The 17,784-nt window shown below is 60.6% G+C and carries 15 protein-coding genes; 3 read left to right on the top strand and 12 right to left on the bottom strand.

The window, feature by feature from the left end:
- Positions 1-73 precede the first annotated feature (73 nt).
- Positions 74-592 carry a DUF3617 domain-containing protein gene (locus tag AB4O01_RS20115; protein ID WP_034152149.1) on the bottom strand — a complete coding sequence of 173 codons (519 nt, stop codon included), beginning with the start codon at positions 590-592 and terminating at the stop codon, positions 74-76.
- 131 nt (positions 593-723) lie between these two features.
- On the opposite strand from AB4O01_RS20115, the gene cls reads away from it, so the two are divergent.
- Entirely contained in the window at positions 724-2,163 is a 1,440-nt protein-coding gene (gene cls, locus AB4O01_RS20120; protein WP_194935720.1) for a cardiolipin synthase, read from the top strand.
- Positions 2,164-2,198: 35 nt separating this feature from the next.
- On the opposite strand, the gene cfaB is transcribed toward cls, so the two are convergent.
- The 8 genes from cfaB to hflK (AB4O01_RS20160) all read right to left on the bottom strand — a co-directional run bounded on the left by cfaB (position 2,199) and on the right by hflK (AB4O01_RS20160) (position 11,477).
- The gene (gene cfaB / locus AB4O01_RS20125) at positions 2,199-3,386 is read right to left on the bottom strand and encodes a C17 cyclopropane fatty acid synthase CfaB (RefSeq protein WP_116254199.1); all 1,188 of its coding nucleotides are present in this window, start codon (positions 3,384-3,386) and stop codon (positions 2,199-2,201) included.
- Positions 3,387-3,470: 84 nt separating this feature from the next.
- A complete protein-coding gene (locus AB4O01_RS20130; RefSeq protein ID WP_460089333.1) occupies positions 3,471-4,259 on the bottom strand; it encodes an HvfC/BufC family peptide modification chaperone in 789 nt (262 codons plus the stop codon).
- Positions 4,250-5,095 carry an MNIO family bufferin maturase gene (gene bufB / locus AB4O01_RS20135; protein WP_093429582.1) on the bottom strand — a complete coding sequence of 282 codons (846 nt, stop codon included), beginning with the start codon at positions 5,093-5,095 and terminating at the stop codon, positions 4,250-4,252. Before bufB ends, AB4O01_RS20130 begins: the two co-directional genes overlap by 10 nt.
- Positions 5,096-5,160: 65 nt before the next feature.
- Positions 5,161-5,412: a BufA2 family periplasmic bufferin-type metallophore gene (bufA2, locus tag AB4O01_RS20140; RefSeq protein ID WP_093429581.1), complete on the bottom strand. Its 252-nt coding sequence runs from the start codon at positions 5,410-5,412 to the stop codon at positions 5,161-5,163.
- Positions 5,413-5,522: 110 nt separating this feature from the next.
- Positions 5,523-7,430, bottom strand: coding sequence for a heavy metal translocating P-type ATPase (locus AB4O01_RS20145; RefSeq protein WP_095049604.1), 1,908 nt, complete (start codon positions 7,428-7,430; stop codon positions 5,523-5,525).
- On the bottom strand, positions 7,427-8,476 hold the full coding sequence (gene hflK, locus AB4O01_RS20150; RefSeq protein WP_093429579.1) for a protease modulator HflK: 1,050 nt from the start codon (positions 8,474-8,476) through the stop codon (positions 7,427-7,429). The genes AB4O01_RS20145 and hflK (AB4O01_RS20150) overlap by 4 nt, the downstream gene beginning before the upstream one ends.
- Positions 8,473-9,519: a protease modulator HflC gene (gene hflC, locus AB4O01_RS20155; RefSeq protein WP_460089335.1), complete on the bottom strand. Its 1,047-nt coding sequence runs from the start codon at positions 9,517-9,519 to the stop codon at positions 8,473-8,475. The genes hflK (AB4O01_RS20150) and hflC overlap by 4 nt, the downstream gene beginning before the upstream one ends.
- Entirely contained in the window at positions 9,516-11,477 is a 1,962-nt protein-coding gene (hflK, locus tag AB4O01_RS20160) for a protease modulator HflK (protein WP_460089337.1), read from the bottom strand. Before hflK (AB4O01_RS20160) ends, hflC begins: the two co-directional genes overlap by 4 nt.
- 210 nt (positions 11,478-11,687) lie before the next feature.
- On the opposite strand from hflK (AB4O01_RS20160), the gene lpdA reads away from it, so the two are divergent.
- Complete coding sequence (gene lpdA, locus AB4O01_RS20165) at positions 11,688-13,088, top strand: dihydrolipoyl dehydrogenase (protein ID WP_116254194.1); 1,401 nt, start codon at positions 11,688-11,690, stop codon at positions 13,086-13,088.
- A 130-nt stretch (positions 13,089-13,218) separates the two neighbouring features.
- Here lpdA and AB4O01_RS20170 read toward each other — a convergent pair whose 3' ends face one another.
- On the bottom strand, positions 13,219-13,692 hold the full coding sequence (locus tag AB4O01_RS20170) for an Lrp/AsnC family transcriptional regulator (protein WP_099757580.1): 474 nt from the start codon (positions 13,690-13,692) through the stop codon (positions 13,219-13,221).
- Positions 13,693-13,836: 144 nt separating this feature from the next.
- Here AB4O01_RS20170 and AB4O01_RS20175 point away from each other — a divergent pair, with 144 nt between their 5' ends.
- Positions 13,837-14,466: a LysE family translocator gene (locus AB4O01_RS20175; protein WP_093429574.1), complete on the top strand. Its 630-nt coding sequence runs from the start codon at positions 13,837-13,839 to the stop codon at positions 14,464-14,466.
- On the opposite strand, the gene AB4O01_RS20180 is transcribed toward AB4O01_RS20175, so the two are convergent.
- Together AB4O01_RS20180 and AB4O01_RS20185 are read right to left on the bottom strand one after the other, a co-directional pair.
- Entirely contained in the window at positions 14,463-16,601 is a 2,139-nt protein-coding gene (locus tag AB4O01_RS20180; protein WP_320336100.1) for a hypothetical protein, read from the bottom strand. The two genes, AB4O01_RS20175 and AB4O01_RS20180, sit on opposite strands and share 4 nt — an antisense overlap.
- Positions 16,588-17,772: a DUF3142 domain-containing protein gene (locus tag AB4O01_RS20185; RefSeq protein ID WP_460089339.1), complete on the bottom strand. Its 1,185-nt coding sequence runs from the start codon at positions 17,770-17,772 to the stop codon at positions 16,588-16,590. Before AB4O01_RS20185 ends, AB4O01_RS20180 begins: the two co-directional genes overlap by 14 nt.
- Positions 17,773-17,784: the final 12 nt, after the last annotated feature.

Raw genomic sequence — 17,784 nt, forward strand, 5'->3', positions numbered from 1 at the left:
GCAGGCTCCCACATTAGACTGCATTTCAAAGGTGGGAGCGACGGTACGACGATTCGACCTGCTCGCGAAGCTTTTAAGCTCTTGGCTTCACAGCGCCGCAGTCCTGACCCAACCAAACCGCGCGAGTCTCCAGACTGCCCTTCTGATTGATCCCGATCGCATTGAACGTGCCGTTGGCCACGGTGGTGAATTCACGATCACTGAGGAACGTCGCCACCCCGGTACCCTGCGCTTTCGGGCAACTGAAACGGAATTTCCACTGGTTGCCCGTGCGGTCGGTAATCTGCTGTTTGCAGCCCGATTGCGGGTCGGCCAATGGAATATCGTTGGTCGCCACCTGCTCCGGCGTCAGACAGGCACGAATGCCCTTGCCGCCGATATTGATCCCGTTCTTCTCCAGCGCAGCACGCTGTTGCGGGGTCATCTGGCCTTGCAACTGGCCGAGGATCGATTGCACATCCATCGGCTGGTCATCGACCTTGACGTTGCTCGATGTCATTTCCCACAGCCCCGGCTGCAGCATCTGCGCCTGCGCAACCACCGGCAATGCCAAACCCAGGCCCAGCGCCAAACCCAGCAGACGAACGTTCATCGAAAAACTCCTGATCAGTAGTGGCCGTTAGACGTCGGCCGATTGCTTCGGTTCATGCCCCAATTAAATAGCGACATTCGCGGCAGAACATGGTCTGTTAAGCATTGAATCTTCCGGAGCAAGGCTGCCCCATGGATTATTTTGGACCGCACATTTTCGGTTATCTGATCGCCCTGATACACACCCTCGGTCTGATCGCCGCAATTCACGCGGTGCTCACCGTGCGCACGGCTCAAGGCTCGATCGCCTGGGCATTGTCGCTGATCTTCATTCCCTATCTCACGCTAATTCCGTACCTGGTGTTCGGGCGCAGCACCTTTGATGGTTACATCCAGGCACGACGCCAGGCCAACGAACAGATGCGTCAGGCCATCTCCGAGTTGAACTGGCGTCCGTGGGTGGAAGAAGCCCTGACCGCGCGTGCCTCGAATGCCTACGCTTCGTTACGCGCAATGCCCAAACTCGGACGCATGCCGTGTCTGGCGAATAACGAAGTGCAATTACTGGTCAACGGTGCAGCCACGTTCGAGGCGATTTTCCACGCCATCGATCAAGCCAGAGAAGCCGTGCTGATTCAGTTTTTCATCATCCACGATGATAGGCTCGGTCAGGGTTTGCGTGATCTGCTACTGAAGAAGGCCGCTGAAGGCGTATCCATCCATCTGCTTTACGACCGCATCGGCAGCCATGCCCTGCCCCACAGCTATGTGCAGACGTTGCGTGATGGCGGCGTCGAGGTCAAAGCCTTCGCCACACGCAGTGGCTGGCTCAATCGCTTTCAGGTCAACTTCCGTAATCACCGCAAGATCGTCGTGGTCGATGGAGTGGTCGGGTTTGTCGGCGGACATAACGTTGGCGATGAATACATGGGTGAAAAACCACCGCTGGCACCCTGGCGCGATACGCATGTGAAGGTACGTGGCCCGGTGGTCGCCTGCATGCAGGAATCCTTTGCCGAAGACTGGTTCTGGGCTGCGCGCGCACTGCCGCCACTGATCCTGCCTGACGAGTACCCGGATGACGGCGTGCTCTGCCAATTGCTCGCCAGCGGCCCGGCGGATGCCTACGAAACCTGCTCGTTGTTCTTTGTCGAAGCGATCCACGCGGCGACCGAACGGGTGTGGATCACCAGCCCGTATTTCATTCCGGACGAAGCCGTATTCGCCGCACTGAGGCTGGCCGTATTGCGTGGCGTCGACGTGCGATTGCTGCTGCCGTCGCGTCCCGATCACCGCATCGTTTACGCCGCGTCCAGTCTCTACGCCTTTGAAGCCGTGCGCGCCGGCGTACGGGTATTCCGCTACGAACCCGGTTTCCTGCATCAGAAAGTGGTGTTGATCGACAGCGAGATCAGCGCGATCGGCAGCGCCAATCTGGACAACCGTTCGTTCCGGCTGAATTTCGAAGTGATGCTGCTGACCGTCGACAGTGACTTCGCCGCCAGCGTGGAGAACATGCTCAGCGCCGATTTCGCGCAAGCCTACGAGGTCGCCAAAGAAGAAAGCCGGGAGATCCACCGCCTGCAACAGGTCGGCATGCGGATCGCCCGGCTTATTTCACCGATTCTATGAAAGCCCTCACCGGTAAGAAAAGGACTGCTTAGCGGTTAAGGGTTGTAGATATCGTCGCGCGTCCACGGCAGTTCATGGCTGCCATCCGCATGCGCCTTCACCGCGAGGATCTGGTGCAGATTGATCCAGCCGCGCGCAAACGCATAAGCGCAGCCGGCCAGGTACAGACGCCAGATACGCAGCGCTTGATCCGGCACCAGTTTGCCAGCGGCTTCCAGGTTGTCCTCCAGCCGCTCACTCCAGTGGTCCAGCGTGCGCGCGTAGTGCAGGCGCAGGCTTTCGACGTCGACAATCTCCAGACCGGCTTCGCTGATCTCGGCCGATATCATCGCCAGGTGCGGTAATTCGCCGTTGGGGAAGACGTATTTCTCAATGAAATCCCCGGCACCACGTCCCACCGGGCGGCCGTCGGTGTGCTTGGCGGTGATGCCATGGTTCATCACCAGACCGCCCTCCTTCACCGCGCCAAACAGGGTTTTGCAGTACTCGGCCAGGTTGGCATGGCCAACGTGTTCGAACATGCCGACGCTGACTACCTTGTCGAAACGCCCGTCCTGAGGCAGGTCGCGATAGTCGAGCAATTGCAGTTCGACCTGGTCCTCCAGGCCTTCGGCTTTGACCCGTTCGCGGGCCAGTTCCAGTTGTTCCTTGCTCAGGGTGATGCCGAACACTTTCGCCCCGAACTCCCGCGCGGCATACCTGGCCAGCCCACCCCAGCCGCAACCGACATCCAGCAGATAGTCACCCGGCTGCAAACGCAGCTTGCGGCAAAGGTGGCGGAATTTGGCTTGTTGCGCCTGCTCGAGGGATTCGCTGCCGGTTTCGAAATACGCGCAGGAGTAGGCCATATCGCTGTCCAGCCAGAGCTGGTAGAACGCATTCGACAGGTCGTAATGGTAGGAAATGGCTTTGGCGTCGGTTTCCTTGTCGTGCAAGGTACGCACTGGCTGACTGTCGTCATCTTCGCCGAGCAACGCGTTGCTCAATTCGTCGCAGACCCGGATGACCTCGCTGATCGAGCCCTCCAGTTCCAGCTTGCCTTCAACGAATGCCGCTCCGAGCGTGTCGAGGCTTGGATGGGTAAACTGGGTGACCATCGTCGGGTCCTTGACCACGATGGTGACGCTGGGCGCCGGCCCCAGATTGAACTCATGGCCATCCCAGAGTCGCAGGCGCAGCGGAAGCTGCAGATTCTGTAAGGCCGGTGGAAGTTGCGCGAGCATGGAAAATCCCCCTTGTTTCAGACGTCAGATCTGAGGGTAGACCATCCCGAAAAAATAGCAGGCTATCGATTTGATTAACCTTGTCTATCGTTGCAGACGCTCCAGCAAACCATCCTGTATCCACTGTTTCAACCAGGTAACCGCTTGAAGTGGCGCGCCCTCACCATAAGTGACTGCTAACTCGGCGCACAGTTCGGCGAAATTCCAGCCACCGTTGAGTATGCCCATGAGAGCTGTGGCTTCGGCTGAATCCAGGCTGCGGTAACTGCAGATCAACTGGTTTCGCCAGATCAGACAGATCTGTGGGATTTCGAGCGGCGCGCTTTCAGGGAATTGCGCTTCTTCCTTTACCGAGCGCCATAAAGATAGGCTGTTGAAACGGCACTCCAGCCGTTGCATGGACGGCACCGCTCTGACGCGTAATTCGGGCCACTCCTCCGGAGCCAAAGCCGCCATGGCCTCAATTGTCAGCGGCTCAGCGGCAGGTGCATCGAAAGCCAGGGTGAAGGCCCATTCGAGCGCAATCAGCTCGGCCAGCGGCGCGCTCTGTTCCGGCACCAGATGCTCGCGGACGAAGCCTTCGAAGCCTTTACCCAACCAGCGCAGGCTGAAGTGCGCAGACGGATACCGATAGATGTAAGCCATTGCGAGGCGGTCGAATTCCTCATCGCCCAGCCAGTGCAGGCTCGTGGGAAAGTCATTGCGCAACACGTCCAGCAAACGCGCCTTGTAAGCATTGTGGTAGATCGCCAGTCCCGTGCCGACATCCAGTGTCGGGCCACCGATCAGGCTCTCGCTCAACGTCGGATTCGCGTTGGGGTCTTCTTCGAGCAGAAACGCTTCAAACGCCAGTTGCCAGTCTTTCAGGAGCATGGTTGCCTCCGCGCAAGAACCTTGTTCCCGAGCTGACGGGCCGTTTGTAGTTCATCAAGCAGCGCTTCGAAGGGCGGAAAATGATCGTCGCGTTCCAGCAACGTGGCCACCGGGCCGAAATGTTCGAGTGTGCGTTGATAGAGCGCCCAGACCGGATCGCTCACCGGATGGTCGTGGGTGTCGATCACGTAATCGCCGTAATCGCTGTGCCCCGCCAGATGCAGTTGGCGGACTTTATCAACGGGCAGGCTGCTGATGAAGTCCCATGGATCGAAGCCATGATTACGTGAACTGACGTAGACATTGTTCACATCCAGCAGTAATTCGCAGCCGCTCACATGGCTGAGCAAAGCAAGAAACTCCCACTCGGTGAATTCGTCAGAGGCGCCGCGCACGTAACTGGAGACGTTTTCCAGCACCAACGGGCGCTGCAGAATGTCCTGAACCTGCATCACCCGAGCAGCAATGTGGACCAGGCTTTCTTCGGTGTAAGGCAACGGCAGCAAATCGTGTAGCTGATGGGCATTGCCGCGGCTCCAGCACAGGTGATCAGAAATCCATGCCGGTCGGACGCGTTCGGCCAATTGTTTGAGTTGTTTGAGGTAGTCAGGATCGAGGGCATGCGGCCCGCCGATGGACAACGATACGCCGTGCATCACCAACGGATAGCGTTCGGCGAAGGCATCGAGGTAATACAGAGCCTTGCCGCCCTGCACCATGAAGTTTTCCGAGACCACCTCGAACCAGTCGACATCCGGCGACTGCTCAAGGATCTGTTGATAATAAGCACTGCGTAAACCCAGGCCATAACCCAGAAAAGGAAAAGAGGCGGACATGTGCGGACTCCTGATAAAAAGTGGCCGCAGTGGCGCAAACCACTGCGGCAACACTTGCCGGTCAGTTATTCGCCGACCTTGCCACCGGCTTTTTCGCACGCCGCCTGAGTCATTGCCTTGAAGCCCTGGCCTTTGCAGGCGCCCATGCCTTTACAGGCGTGGTCTTTGGTTTTGCAGTCGTTCTGGCCTTTGCAAGCGGTCACGCCGTAGCAGTGAACGTTGGCATCGGCGGCCATCGCGTTGGAGGCAACACCGGCAAACATTGTGGCGGCAGCCAAAGCGAGAGCGGCACCAGCAGCAGCGGTCTTGATGGTCATTTTTCTTATCCTCGGTAATCGTCAGGGGTGTCGGCTGGAAGGTTGTTCAGTCCCGACATAGCACTAGAGAGAGCGGCCCCGACGGCGTTACAGAGGATCGAAAAATAATTTCAAAGATCGTTCTTGAGCTTGAGCAACGGCTCCTGAAAGCGCAGCAAGCGCCCGGCATTCCCGAGGACCAGCAACGTGCTGAGGTTGTGCAGCAGCGCGGCGATCATCGCCCCGGCGGCACCCAGCCAACCGAAAGCGGCAAACACGACAATGGCCAGCGTCCAGCCCAGGCCGATGATCACATTGACCTGCAACGTCCTGCGGCACTGGCGGCTAAGCCGCACACATGTACCGAGACGGCGCAGGTCACTGCCGATCAACACGATGTCGGCTGAGGCCAGCGCGATGTCCGCTCCGCCCGCGCCCATCGCTACACCGACCACGCCCGCCTTCAGTGCGAGGGAATCGTTGATACCGTCACCGACTACCATCGGCCGGAAACCATTGTTGATTTCCTTGAGTACGTGATTGAGTTTGTCCTCGGGCAGGGCTTGGGCTTGCACCTCATGCAAGCCGACCTCGCTGGCCAGCGATTGCGCCACGCTTTGGCGATCGCCGGTCAGCAGCAATTGCCGGCCAAGACCCAACTCGCGCAATTCGTCGAGGGCAAAACGCGCTTCCGGTTTAACCGTGTCGGCAAGCAACAACCAAGCGAGGAATGCACCGTTCAATGCCAACCCGGCAATCGGACCGTCGTGATCGGGAACCGTCGTCGTGGTGATGCCCAGTTGCGCGAACAACTCCGGTCGGCCCAACGCGGCTTCGCCTTGCGCGGTCATGGCCACCACGCCGAGGCCCTGACGTTCGTGGATATCACTGAGTGCCAAACATTCTTCCTGACTGACCAACCCTGCGAGCGCACGACTGACCGGATGACTGCTTGCCGCGCCAAGGCTGGCGGCAAGCGCGATGATCACGGACGAATCTGCACACGGATTATTGATCGACTGCAGGCGCAGGGTGCCGAAAGTCAGGGTGCCGGTCTTGTCGACCACCAGCGAAGTCAGGTCGGCCAGTTCTTCAAGGAACGCCGAACTGCGGATCAGTATGCCGTGACGTGCGGCCACCGCCACACCCGCAATCGCCGTGGCCGGAGCCGACAGCACCAACGCACACGGACAAGCGGCGACCAATACCGCAAGCATCGCTTGCGCATCGTGAGTGATAAACCAGGTCACTGCCGCCAGCAGCAAGACCAGCACCATATAGCTGCCAGCGTAACGTTCGAGCAACCGGGTGATTGGCGGTTTCGAGCGCTCGGCGTTCTGCATCAACGCAATGACCTTGCCCAGCGTCGACTCGCCACCGGTGCGCGTCACTTCAATACGCAACAGACCGTCGAGGTTGATCGCACCGCCGAACACCGACATGCCGACACCCGCCTCGACCGGCACCGATTCACCGGTAATCGATGCAGTGTCGAGACTGGCCTGACCGGATAACACTCGACCATCTGCGGGAATCCGATCACCGGCGCGCACTTCAACGGTGTCGCCGGCTTTCAACGTGCCGTTGTCCACTTCGATGATCGAGCCATCCACTTGCACCTTGCGCGCATGGCTGCGCGTCAGTTGGCCAAGGGCATGGATCGCCTCTTGCGAGCCGATGACGCTGCGCTCCTCCAGCACATGGCCGAAGATCATGATGATCGGCAGCAACGCCGCTGTCAGCAAGTCACCAGTCGCCCATGCACCGAGCATAGCCAGGGCAATCAGTTGATCGGTGATGCCGTGCAAGCTCGGATAGCGCAGGCTGTACCACGCCGAGCGCATTACCGGCACGCCAACCAATAAAGATGCAAACCCAAGCAGCAACTGACTGACACCGGTTTGCTCGGGCATCTGCCAGCGCCAGATCAGACCCAGACCAAGCAGGCCCAGCGCAAGCATGGCCAAGGTCAGTTGCCGTGCAGCACGGCGTTGTTCTGCCGAAGACAACAGGCTCGGTGCGGCGGTGGTCGCAGTCATTTACTGGCTCCCTGAATGATCAGACGGGAATCGTCTTTCGGGTCGACCGTGGTCACCGATCCGGCCTGGCCGAGTATTTTCGGCATGCGCTCGCGGTACAGGCGCAGGAGCATTTGCGGGTCGGTAGTGTTGGCCAGACTCAACACCGTGGCTGTGTCGGCTGAGGCTTTGGCCAAGCGCTCACCAGCCTGCGCGTGAGCGACTTGTAGCGTGCGGTCGGCCTGTTCATTGGCGGTCTGGGTGAGTTTTTCGGCGTCGGTGCGTGCATTGGCCACAGCTTTGTCGGCCTGCTGACTAGCGGTCAATACCGCGTTGAAAGCACTGACCGCCGGATCGGGCAGACTCGATTGCACATCCACCCGCGCCACTTCGATGCCGATGCCCTGCCCGCCTGCCTTCAACTCGGCCAAGCGTTTGTTGATGCCTTGCACCAGATCGCCACGCAGTTTTTCCCGACGTTCCGCAGCTTGATTGTCGGCGCCGATCAACTCCGGTCGAGCGACCAGAATGGTGTCCAGATCGCGTGCGGCCGTCAGCGCGACCGCGCTGCGCGTCACCAGACGATCCAGCGCCGGCAAGACATGCTCGCCCTGCAACACGAAGTCGTAAGGGTCAGTGACTTTGTAGAACACCCGCACATCCAGTTGCACCACGCCGGCATCACCGGTCAATAAATAACCGGATCCGGCCAGCGCATCACTCAGGGGGGTGGCAAAGGAAGCGACCCGATCGGCCTTCAGCGCCTCATCACTGCGCAACAGATTCTCGACGCGACGCTCGATCACCCGATCGGCTGCCGGCAGCAAAATCACCTGTTCGAATGGCTGCGGCCAAGCCAATAGCAGACCGGCATTCTGGATGCGATCCAGCGCGCCGAAATGCAAAACCACTGCGCGATTTTGCGGATCGATTTGCCGCACATTGGAAAACACCCAAACTAACGCCGCCAGGATCGTCACCGCGTACAAGGCAAAAAACGCCAAGCGCCCAGCTTGAATCCACGGACTGTTCAGCGAATGTGTTCCACGTGGAACTTCGTCATTCATGGCTGCGATCCGGTTTTGCTGTCGAGTGTCGGCGGGCCGTCGACCAATACTCGAAATGGGGCGGCGTCTGTACGCAGAATCAGTTTGGTGTCCGGCGTAACGATGGTGCCGAGGGTGTCCAGCGAGCGCAGCAAATTGTAGAGCTGCGGTGAGCTGGCGTAAGCACGGCCATAAATCTGCGCCGCTTCGACACGAGACTGCGCTTCGTTCTCTGCCGCTTTTACCGTCGCGTCAGCCTGCACAATTCGCGCATCGCGCTCAGCTGCGGAACGGATTTGCGCGGCCTCACGTTTGCCGATGGCCGTGCGTTCAGTGGCGATTGTTTCACGCTCGGCGCGCATGCGATCGACCGTGGCAGTGAGCGTCACCGACGGCAAGGTCAAACGCTCGATGCCGACTTGCACAACCCGCACGCCATACGTCGCGAGCAATTGCTGATCGATCTGCTGGCGCAACTGCGCTTCGAAATCGGCGATACGCACCTGACTGGCATCGGTGTTCACCAGATTCGCCAGATCAAAACTGCTCGCGGTGGTTTCCAGCGCCGAGCCGACAAAGGTCCGAATCTGCCGCGCCGCTTCGTCCGGCTGATTCTGCACCGCACGCATGAAACGCTGCACATTGTCCGCATCGCCCTGCACCTGCCACGCGACGTAGGCCTGCACAATGATGCGCAAGCCGTCACGGGTGCCGACATCCTGCAAGCCACTGGACGTCGTGCGCAAACGCAAGTCGACCGGAATCGCCGCCTCGAACGGTGCTGGCCAACGCCAGCTCAAACCCGGATCAAGCAACACCCGCGCAGGGCTACCAAAACGCGTGATGACCGTGGCCTCGCCCGAGCGCACTTGCACCAGGCTTGCCGCCGCGATGGCGAACGCCACCAGCAATAGGGCCCAACTCATGCGTCGCCACGGGAAAGGCCCTGCCTCTTCCGGCGCACCGTGGTGATGGTGATGATGCCCATGATGATGGTGATGTCCGCCGTTGCCATGATCGTGGCCGCTGTGATCATGCGGTTCGTGAGTATGCGACTGGCTCAATGGGCGACTCCTGGTTGAGCGGTGGTACGCGCGGGCGTCGGGTCAGCCGGCAGCGTGAAGGTCCGCAAGTCGATGGTCGGCGCATTGCTGCTGCCCCCGAGACGATGGTCGAGTACCAGCAACTTGGCCTTGCTCAGCCCTTGGCTGAGCTGACCGAGGTATTGCTCCAGCACGAAAGCCTGGCCGGCACTGGCGTAAGCTTTTTGCTCGGCGCTGAATTTCAGATCCGCCGCCTGCGCAGTAGCATTGATTTCCCGAGCATTGGCGCTGGCCTGATCGTGAGCCAGGCTGGCCTGCAATTGCGCCTGATTACTCGCCTCGGCCGCCGCGCCACGCTCGCGGGAGATCAATGCCTGCGCGCCGATCTGCGCGGCTTGCACGCTGTGATAGGCATTGGCAGCACCGGCCGGCGGGTGAATGGCTTCGACGACCGTGGCGAGAATCTCCACGCCACTGTTGAGTGTTTGCAGATCACGCTGCACCGCGCGACCAATCTCATCGCCCAGCCCTACCCGGTCTTGACCAAGTAAGCCGTCCAGCGTGCGCGAGGCAAAGTCGTGCACCAGAATCCGGCTGGCGGTGCTGCGAATCAGCGTTGGCACATCGGCGCTGTTATACGTCGCCGCCAGCGCGGCCTGATCGCTGAGGCCGATGCGATAGACGAAGCGCACGTCCATGTTGACGATCTGAAAGCTCTGCTGATCGCCACGGCTGCTGGCGATCACTTGCGATTTGTCGTTGACGTGGCTGGCGTCCCACAAACGGTTGGCGGTCATCGGTGCCGGACCCTCAGCAGGGTCGGCTTGCAGCGGGACCGGGTTGTCGCCGACGCTGGTGGCCAGTTCATGCACCACGCCGTTTTCGATGATCCGCACCCGCCCCAGCGGCCAGGGTAAGCCGCTGTGCAACCCCGGGCCGAATACCTGCACCGGTTTGCCGAAGCGCTCATAAATACCGCGTCCCTGTAGCGGAATTTCATGGATCCCGGTGAGCAACCAACCCACTGCGGCTACTAGCACCAGCACCGGTAGAAAAGCACGGCGCATGTAGCTGAACGCCCAGATCTGGCGCAGATCAATGCCAAAACGGTTGTGCAATTCATGCTGCAACGCGAGTAAAGGTTGTGGCGGCCAGCGCAACATATCGGCGACAAAACTGCGCGCCAGCAGCCGCGGCTCAAGCTGCTCGCGACGAGGACTGAACACTGACAGAACGGCGCGCAATAACAACTCGATCGCGACCAATCCCGGCAAGATACCGATCAGGACAGCGACGCGAACTGGCCACACCGCATTCTCGCCAGCGAACAACAAACACAGTGCGCCTAGCACCAGGCTGATGATCGCCACACGCGTCAGTTGCGCGAGTGAAACCGCTTCGGGCCATTGCGCCGGGTTTTCCTGGGCCAGTTGCCGCTCCAGCACCAGCAGACCGAACGCCAGCAACAATGCCAACGCCGCGCCCACCGTTGCCGATAAACCCACCGCAGCGGCGGGCAACGTCAGGTTCCACACCTGCTCGATGCTCAGCACCGCCAGCAGCGCCCAGCCACCCAACCACAGCGTCGCCGCACCGATCTGGCCAAGCAGATGCAAACTGCGCTCACTCAACCGGTCCAGCAGCCGCTCATACCACCCCTGCGGCGGAGATTGTTCCTCCCCAGCAAGCGGCGCCAGCACCACAGGATTGATCACCCGTGCGCGCCACTGTGTCACCCACCACGCCGATTGCAGCCCGGCAACCAGCACCAGCAGCGCGGCGCTCTGATTGACCAGCAGCGGCAGCCACAATGATTGCGCGGCAAACAGCCCGACAAAGAACGCCAGCACCCATCCTGCCCCGGCCAATCCGCCGAAGCCGATCGCCCAGCGGCGCAGACGCCGGCTCTGCACGGCCGCCTGTTGAAAGCGCGGCAGTCCGGTCACGTGCGTGCCATCCACCTCCAGATCGACTTGCATATCACCCCAATTCATTAGCCCACACTGCATATCGTTACGATATAACGAAAAGCGTGAAATATTCGTACACAATTACTCTTATTCAAAGATGCCCAACCTGTCGCTTGGCTGAAGCCTTGACCGAAATGTCCGCAAACGCACATATTACGTTCGTAATTTTTATCCAAAACTACCGTTAGCGATCTGCATCCATCCATCAGGAGCAAGCACATGAGCAACTATGACGTAGTGATTCTGGGCGGCGGCCCGGGTGGTTATAACGCGGCGATCCGCGCCGGCCAGTTGGGGCTCAAGGCCGCTTGCGTCGAAGGCCGGGCAACCCTCGGCGGCACCTGCCTGAACGTTGGTTGCATGCCGTCCAAAGCCTTGCTGCATGCATCAGAGCTTTACGATGCGGCGATGGGTGCGGAATTCGCCAACCTCGGCATCGAGGTCAAACCGACGCTAAACCTTGTGCAAATGATGAAACAGAAAGACGAAAGCGTGGCCGGCCTGACCAAAGGCATCGAATTTCTGTTTCGCAAGAACAAGGTCGACTGGATCAAGGGCTGGGGCCATATCGACGGCCCCGGCAAGGTCACGGTGACCGACGATCAGGGCGGCAAAGTCGAACTGACCGCCAAGGACATCATCATCGCCACCGGTTCCGAGCCCACTCCCCTGCCCGGTGTCGAGATCGACAACAAACGTATCCTTGATTCGACCGGCGCGCTTTCCCTGAGTGAAGTGCCCAAACACCTGGTGGTGATCGGGGCCGGTGTGATCGGTCTGGAGTTGGGCTCGGTGTGGCGGCGGCTCGGCGCGCAGGTCACCGTGGTCGAATACCTCGACCGCATCTGCCCGGGCGTCGATGGCGAGGCCGGCAAAACCCTGCAACGCTCGCTGAGCAAACAGGGCATCGCATTCAAGTTGAGTTCGAAAGTCACCAGCGCCACCGCTTCCGCCAACGGTGTGCAACTCAGCGTCGAGCCGGCCGCTGGCGGCACTGCCGAGTTGCTGGAAGCCGATTACGTGCTGGTCGCTATCGGTCGTCGCCCGTACACCCAGGGCCTCGGTCTGGAGAACGTCGGCCTGAGCACCGACAAACGCGGCATGCTCGCCAACAAACAGCATCGCACCGAAGCGGCAGGGGTCTGGGTGATCGGCGATGTGACCTCCGGGCCGATGCTCGCGCACAAGGCTGAAGACGAAGCGATGGCTTGCGTCGAGCAGATCCATGGCAAGGCCGGCGAGGTCAATTACGACCTGATCCCCAACGTGATCTACACCAAACCGGAACTGGCCAGCGTCGGCAAGACCGAAGAACAGCTCAAGGCTGAAGGACGCGCCTACAAGGTCGGCAAATTCCCGTTCACCGCCAACAGCCGGGCGAAGATCAACCACGAAACCGAGGGGTTTGCCAAAGTCATCGCCGACGAGCGCACTGATGAAGTCCTCGGCGTACACCTGGTCGGTCCGAGCGTGAGTGAAATGATTGGCGAGTTTTGCGTGGCGATGGAGTTCAGTGCTTCGGCTGAGGACATTGCGTTGACGTGCCATCCGCATCCAACGCGGTCAGAGGCGTTGCGCCAGGCGGCGATGAATGTCGAGGGGATGGCGACGCAGATGTAAGCAAAAAAGTATGTGGTGACTGGGCGTCTGCTATCGCGAGCAGGCTCACTCCTACAGTTGATCGCGTTTGTTCAGAAGCACCGCGATCAATGTGGGAGCGAGCCTGCTCGCGATTGGGGACAACTCGGTCTCAGGCAGGAAGATGCCCCAGCGGCAACGCCCCCGGCGTCTTCACCGTGTGAATCGCAAAGTTGCTGCGGATGTCACTCACCCCCGGCAGTTTCAACAGGCAGCCGCTGAGAAAAAGGTCATACGCACGCAAATCCGGCACCACCACTTGCAGCAAAAAATCCGACTCCCCCGACACCAGAAATGCTGAAATCACTTCCGGCAATGCCGTCACTGCGGTGTAAAACGCCTCGGCCTGTGCATCGTTGTGGCGCTCGACCTTGACCCCGACAAACACCGTCAGTCCCAGCCCGACTTCATCGCGATCGAGATTGGCCTGATAACCGCGAATCACCCCGGCCTCCTCGAGCATCCGCACCCGGCGCAGACACGGTGAGGCCGACAAGCCGATTTCGTCCGCCAGCTCGACATTGCTCAAGCGTCCGTTGCGTTGCAGTGCCGCGAGAATCTTGCGGTCGAAGGCGTCGAGTTTCATGGTTGGCAGATCCTGATAGTCGGGGCGTTGAAAACCAGCAGATTATGCCAAAGCAGCAGGCTTTTGAAGCGGACTACGCAAGCACCTGCCTCACCTTTCGGGCCTAGACTTGGCGCACCGAATCGACAACGAAAGGGCTGCAACATGGCGAGTCTCTGGCTGTTCTTCCTGGCATTGGCGGTGGTCTATCTGTTGCCCGGCCCGGACATGATCCTGCTGCTGCAAACCGGCGCTCGGCAGGGACGCGGCGCGGCGCTGGCCACCGCTGTCGGTCTGGGCATCGCCCGTGGTTGTCACGTGGCCCTTGCGGCGTTGGGGCTGGCGGCGCTGTTCAAAGCGGCGCCGTGGACATTCGAGGTGGTGCGATTGGCGGGGGCAGCATATCTGCTGTGGATCGGCATTCAATGCCTGCGCAGCACCCTGCTGCCGAACCTGAATACCGGTGAAGCTGTCGACGCGCACGGGCAATGGCGCGAAGCCGTCCGACGCGGTTTGCTGACCAACCTGCTCAACCCCAAAGCGCTGCTGTTCTGCTCGGTGTTGCTGCCGCAGTTCATCGTCAATGACGGCGTGGCGGTGCTAAGCCAGTTCGCCGTGCTGGGCATGCTGCTTGTCGGTATCGGCCTGCTGTTCGACAGCGCCTACGCCCTCACCGGCGCCGCGCTGGGTCGTTGGCTGCAACACAGTCCAACGGCCCAACGCGTACAACAATGGTTGTTCGGCAGCTTGCTGATCGGTTTCGCCGTGCGCCTGACCTTCGTCCAGCAAGCTTAGCCTTTACGGACCTTGCGCTGGCGACGGCTGATCAACAGCAACGCAGCACCGGCGACCAGCACAACCGCGCCGATCTGCACCGGCCACTTGTACGGCCGCAGCGATGAACGCACGGCATCCGTGACCTGGGTGACGTAACGCTTGTCGGCGTTTTCGAAATCCGGGTACGGGCACTGATTGCCGAAATCCACCGCCCACGGGACAAACGGACCTTCCTTGATGTAACGCTGATACAGCGCGCTCTGATCTTCCAGGCTACTGTTCCAGCCAGCGGCGTTGCACAGCACTGCGGCAAACGCCTGACTGGTGTGCGGCAGGTTGTCAGCGGCGCGCCCGGCCAGCGCGGTGGCGACGAAACGGTAGTGATAGCGCTGATCCGGTTTCGCTTCGCTGGCGACCTGACGTTGCACTTCGGCTTCGCTCACCAGCGGACCGACTTTCAGCTCGGTACTTTCCAGGCTGTAGTTGCCACCGAACGTGGCGTAGTCCGGCGCCATCTCGTAACCGAGAATATCCATGCCCCACTCGCGGGCTGTCCACGCCGCGTTGTACAAGGCACTGGCGCGCTTGGTCGGCCACCACGCGGCATCAGCCTTCAGCCGTTGTTCGCCGTAGAGTCGGGCCTTGTTTTGCAGGTCGGAATTGTCGAAATAAGCCACCGCGTCGGCGTAATGCCCTTCACGCAGCAAGCGTCTACCGAGCAGATTGCGCAGGCTGGCGGCGACCGGCAGCGGCACGTAGTTGTCACGCTCCTGCTGGGTCAACGCCGGCGGCGCCGGGACGTTGTCGTCGACGTATTTTTTCAATTCCTCGACCGTCAGCACGCGTTCGGCCACGGTCGCAGCGTCGAACCAATAGGTGCTGTTGCTGCGATACAACTGCACGAAGGCTTGCAGGTATTCGCCGCGCTGCAAGGCGAGAATCGCGCTTTCGCCCTCGACCCGGCACTTCGGCTGAACGGCTTCATACGCCCAGTCCGGGGTGCGCCGGTAACCCCAGTCTTCGCTCTGCGGGAAGGCCTGCGCGGCTTTCGAATAGGCGGCGGCCGCGGCATTTTTATCGCCGTCACGCACCGCCAGTTTCGCCCGTAGCCACCACGCCAATCCGCCGTCGCCGGCGTTCTCGAGAAAAGCCTTGGCCCCAGCGTAATCACCCTGTTGATAACTCATTGCCGCCAGACGATCAGCGTTGTCGAGGCTGCCACGGGTGCTGTTTTGCAGCAGCTTGACCAGTTTCTTCTCGTTCGGCGGCTCATCGCCAAACGACCAGCCTTGGCGGCTGACCAGCGATGCCGTGACCATTTGCTGCACGGCTTTGTGTTGCAGCAGCTCGGCCAGTTCGGCCTCGGGCAACTCCGCCAGTTCATTCATCAATTGCTTGAGCGAGGTGTAACCCACGGCCGAACCGTGCAGATTCTGTGCTTCATACAATTCGATGGCGCCGCTCCAGTCGCCTGCCGAGCGCAACACCCGCGCCTCTTCACCGAGGCTGGCAACACCCAACTCCAGCGGATCGCTGAAACCGTCGATGCTCAGTTGCCGGGCCTGGCGGAACGCATCACGCGATTGTTCCAGCGCCTCGACCCCATCCCCTCCTTCGCTGCTCATCGCAAACCAGGTACGGCCCAGCGAATACGCCGCCCACGTGCTGCGCAACGGACGCTGATCTGCCGGCAGCGCCAGCAGCTTGTTGAAATACGCGACCGCGAGTTGATGATCGCCTGTGGCAAACGCCACCGCACCGGCCACATACAAACGGATTTCCGTCGGCAGACTGGCGCCCTGCACCTCGACCTGACGCGCATCGGTCAAGCCACGCAGTTGTTTGACCAACGCTTGCTGCTCGGCGCTCAGTCCGGCCTGCTCGGCCTTCTCCCGTGCCTCGGCGGCCGCGTTTTCCTCGCCGTACATATCGTTCGGATTGTGCGTTGCCGCGGTGACATTCTTCAGCCCGGCGATGGCTTTGCCGAGGCGACTGAGTTCGAAGTTGAAGTTGCCCTCAGGCAGATCCGCGAGGGTTTGCCCGCGATTGTCGAGCAGGCGCATGGGGAAATCCGGTCCGCAGGCCAGCGCCGAACCCAGCGGCAGGCAGAGGCTCAGGCAGAGCAGATGGCGGGGCCAGTTACGGGTCAACATGCGAACCTCCTTGATCAATATTGGCGCAGCGCGCCCAACCGATGGCGCGCTGCCCGCCCGCCGGCAAACGGCCGTCGCGCAGGCGGGTGAAGGTAAGCAGATCCGGGGCTAGTTGCAACGAGTAACCGGCGAGCGCATCGGCGCCTTCACAGCTTTGCGCCTTCAAGGTGATTTGCGCAGGCCAGGCACTGTCGAGGTTACCGGGGTTTTCGAGTTTGATGTCGTAGAGACCGTCGTGTTCGCTGAACGTCACGCCGAGCTGGCTGACGAGTTGATCACCCCGGGCCACCGCGCGCAGGGTGGTCAGGCTCCAGGCGCGGCGATCATTGGCCAGCGGCAAGCGAAACCAGATCAGCCCGGCCAGATGCGCCGGCGGGTCTTCGCGCAGGGTCTTGCCGAGTTGGCTCAACTGCAGCGGATCGGCGAGCAACTCCTGACGCTCACCGCCGCGCTCAAGTTGCACCTCGCTTTCCACCACCGGCGCCCCGCCGTCATCCGGCAACAGCGCGACACCGTAAGCCGGCAGCGCGAGATAAAAAGGTTTGTCGGTAATCCGTGCCCAGGCCTTGGCCCACTTCAACGCCTGATCAGGATCGAACAAACCCCGGCGTGGATCGCTGACGGCATGCACTTGCAGCACGCTGCTGTCGACGGTTTGCAGAAGTTCGGGCAATTGCACACTGCCGAGCCAGGCCGGTAGTGCCGTGATGCTCAAGGGCAGATTCGTCGGTAAGGCCGAGCGCAGATGTCTGAGAAATTCAGCATACGCCGGCAACCGCGCATTGCCCGCGTCGTGGTCGATTTCGACACCGCTCAGCGTCAGCCCTTGCGCCTGCCAATCGGCAAGCACCTGCAGAATCTGCGCGGTGACCTGATCCTGATCCAGCGACATGAGCTGGCCGTCGAGACGAATCACCGCAATCAACGGACGACCCTCGGCTTTCAGTAAGTGCGCATCGATCCGCGCCCGACTCCATCCCGCGTTCGGAAAGGCCTGCAGCGCCAGCACGCGCAGCGTCGAGAAGTCTTGGCGGCTGTCACGCAACGCCGTCTCATGGGCCGGCGTCCATTGCCGTTGCCAGATGTAGAGTTGTTGGTCGAGGGCTGGCGCATCCTGCTGCTCGCAAGCACAAAGCACCATCAAAGCAAACAGACCGACAATAAACCGCATACCTTCCAGATC

This window comes from Pseudomonas sp. S2_E02 (assembly GCF_054668355.1).

Coding starts and splice junctions, on each gene's coding strand:
- AB4O01_RS20115 (WP_034152149.1), bottom strand. CDS start 592: ATGAACGTTCGTCTGCTGGGTTTGGCGCTGGGCCTGGGTTTGGCATTG.
- cls (WP_194935720.1), top strand. CDS start 724: ATGGATTATTTTGGACCGCACATTTTCGGTTATCTGATCGCCCTGATA.
- cfaB (WP_116254199.1), bottom strand. CDS start 3,386: ATGCTCGCGCAACTTCCACCGGCCTTACAGAATCTGCAGCTTCCGCTG.
- AB4O01_RS20130 (WP_460089333.1), bottom strand. CDS start 4,259: ATGCTCCTGAAAGACTGGCAACTGGCGTTTGAAGCGTTTCTGCTCGAA.
- bufB (WP_093429582.1), bottom strand. CDS start 5,095: ATGTCCGCCTCTTTTCCTTTTCTGGGTTATGGCCTGGGTTTACGCAGT.
- bufA2 (WP_093429581.1), bottom strand. CDS start 5,412: ATGACCATCAAGACCGCTGCTGCTGGTGCCGCTCTCGCTTTGGCTGCC.
- AB4O01_RS20145 (WP_095049604.1), bottom strand. CDS start 7,430: ATGACTGCGACCACCGCCGCACCGAGCCTGTTGTCTTCGGCAGAACAA.
- hflK (WP_093429579.1), bottom strand. CDS start 8,476: ATGAATGACGAAGTTCCACGTGGAACACATTCGCTGAACAGTCCGTGG.
- hflK (WP_460089337.1), bottom strand. CDS start 11,477: ATGCAAGTCGATCTGGAGGTGGATGGCACGCACGTGACCGGACTGCCG.
- lpdA (WP_116254194.1), top strand. CDS start 11,688: ATGAGCAACTATGACGTAGTGATTCTGGGCGGCGGCCCGGGTGGTTAT.
- AB4O01_RS20170 (WP_099757580.1), bottom strand. CDS start 13,692: ATGAAACTCGACGCCTTCGACCGCAAGATTCTCGCGGCACTGCAACGC.
- AB4O01_RS20175 (WP_093429574.1), top strand. CDS start 13,837: ATGGCGAGTCTCTGGCTGTTCTTCCTGGCATTGGCGGTGGTCTATCTG.
- AB4O01_RS20180 (WP_320336100.1), bottom strand. CDS start 16,601: ATGTTGACCCGTAACTGGCCCCGCCATCTGCTCTGCCTGAGCCTCTGC.
- AB4O01_RS20185 (WP_460089339.1), bottom strand. CDS start 17,772: ATGCGGTTTATTGTCGGTCTGTTTGCTTTGATGGTGCTTTGTGCTTGC.